Origin of the sequence: Pseudoalteromonas sp. MMG013 (assembly GCF_018100885.1) — a bacterium.
Lineage (GTDB): Bacteria > Pseudomonadota > Gammaproteobacteria > Enterobacterales > Alteromonadaceae > Pseudoalteromonas > Pseudoalteromonas aurantia.
Map to the genome: position 1 here is coordinate 1 of NZ_JAGJEE010000090.1, position 802 is coordinate 802.

General features: G+C 41.5%; 1 protein-coding gene. It reads left to right on the forward strand.

Annotated elements, in window-relative coordinates; all coding sequences use genetic code 11:
• The first annotated feature begins 113 nt into the window (after positions 1 to 113).
• Positions 114 to 692: a hypothetical protein gene (locus J8L98_RS24985; protein ID WP_247682693.1), complete on the forward strand. Its 579-nt coding sequence runs from the start codon at positions 114 to 116 to the stop codon at positions 690 to 692.
• The last annotated feature ends 110 nt before the right edge of the window (positions 693 to 802 follow it).

An 802-nucleotide genomic window follows, 5' to 3' on the forward strand; every position in this document is an offset into this window, starting at 1 on the left:
CGCCATTGATGGGTGTAAATTAAAGTCCAATGCCAGTAAACACAAATTTATCGGGAATAAATTTGAACAGCGAAGCTGGCCCTGAAAGGGTGAGTATCAGGATGATACGAATAATGAGCGGTACATTCGATGAGCTTGGGCGTAAAAAAGCCAAATTAGAGCGCGCGAGTAAACGCATTCTCGAGCGGCACCAATCACAAGATAATCTAAGCGAAGAGCAGGTTAATCAAGATTTAAAGCAAAAAGAAAAGCTAGATAAAAGTGCCGATAAAATCACACAATTTCTTGCCACACACCAAGAAAAAACAGGTAGCAAAGGCAAGCCAGTCAAAAGCAACATCACCGACCCAGACAGTGCAAAAATGACGACCTCAAAAGGTACCATTCAAGGCTATAACGGTATCGCGATTAATGATGATAAACACCAAATTATACTGCAAGCACAAGCATGGGGTTCAGTAGGAGAGCAACAAACCTTACAACCTGCGGTGGCACAATTAAAACAACAATTGGCTCAGGTCTGCCAGAACCCTAAGTTAACTAAACAACATACTAAGTTCACCGCAGACAGCGGTTTTAACAGCGAAGCGAACCTCGCATTCATGGCCGAAAGTGGCTTTGATACTTATATAGCCGATAACCAGTTTAGAAAGCGAAATCCGTTATTCAAAGAAAGTGAAAACTTCCTATAAGTAAAAAGGAAACAGAACAAGAGAAACGGCGAAGCGGCATAAATGTAAAAAGTCATCATCAACAATACACACGATTCTGCGGTTACTTAAAAGACTGTAAAGTCTGCCCG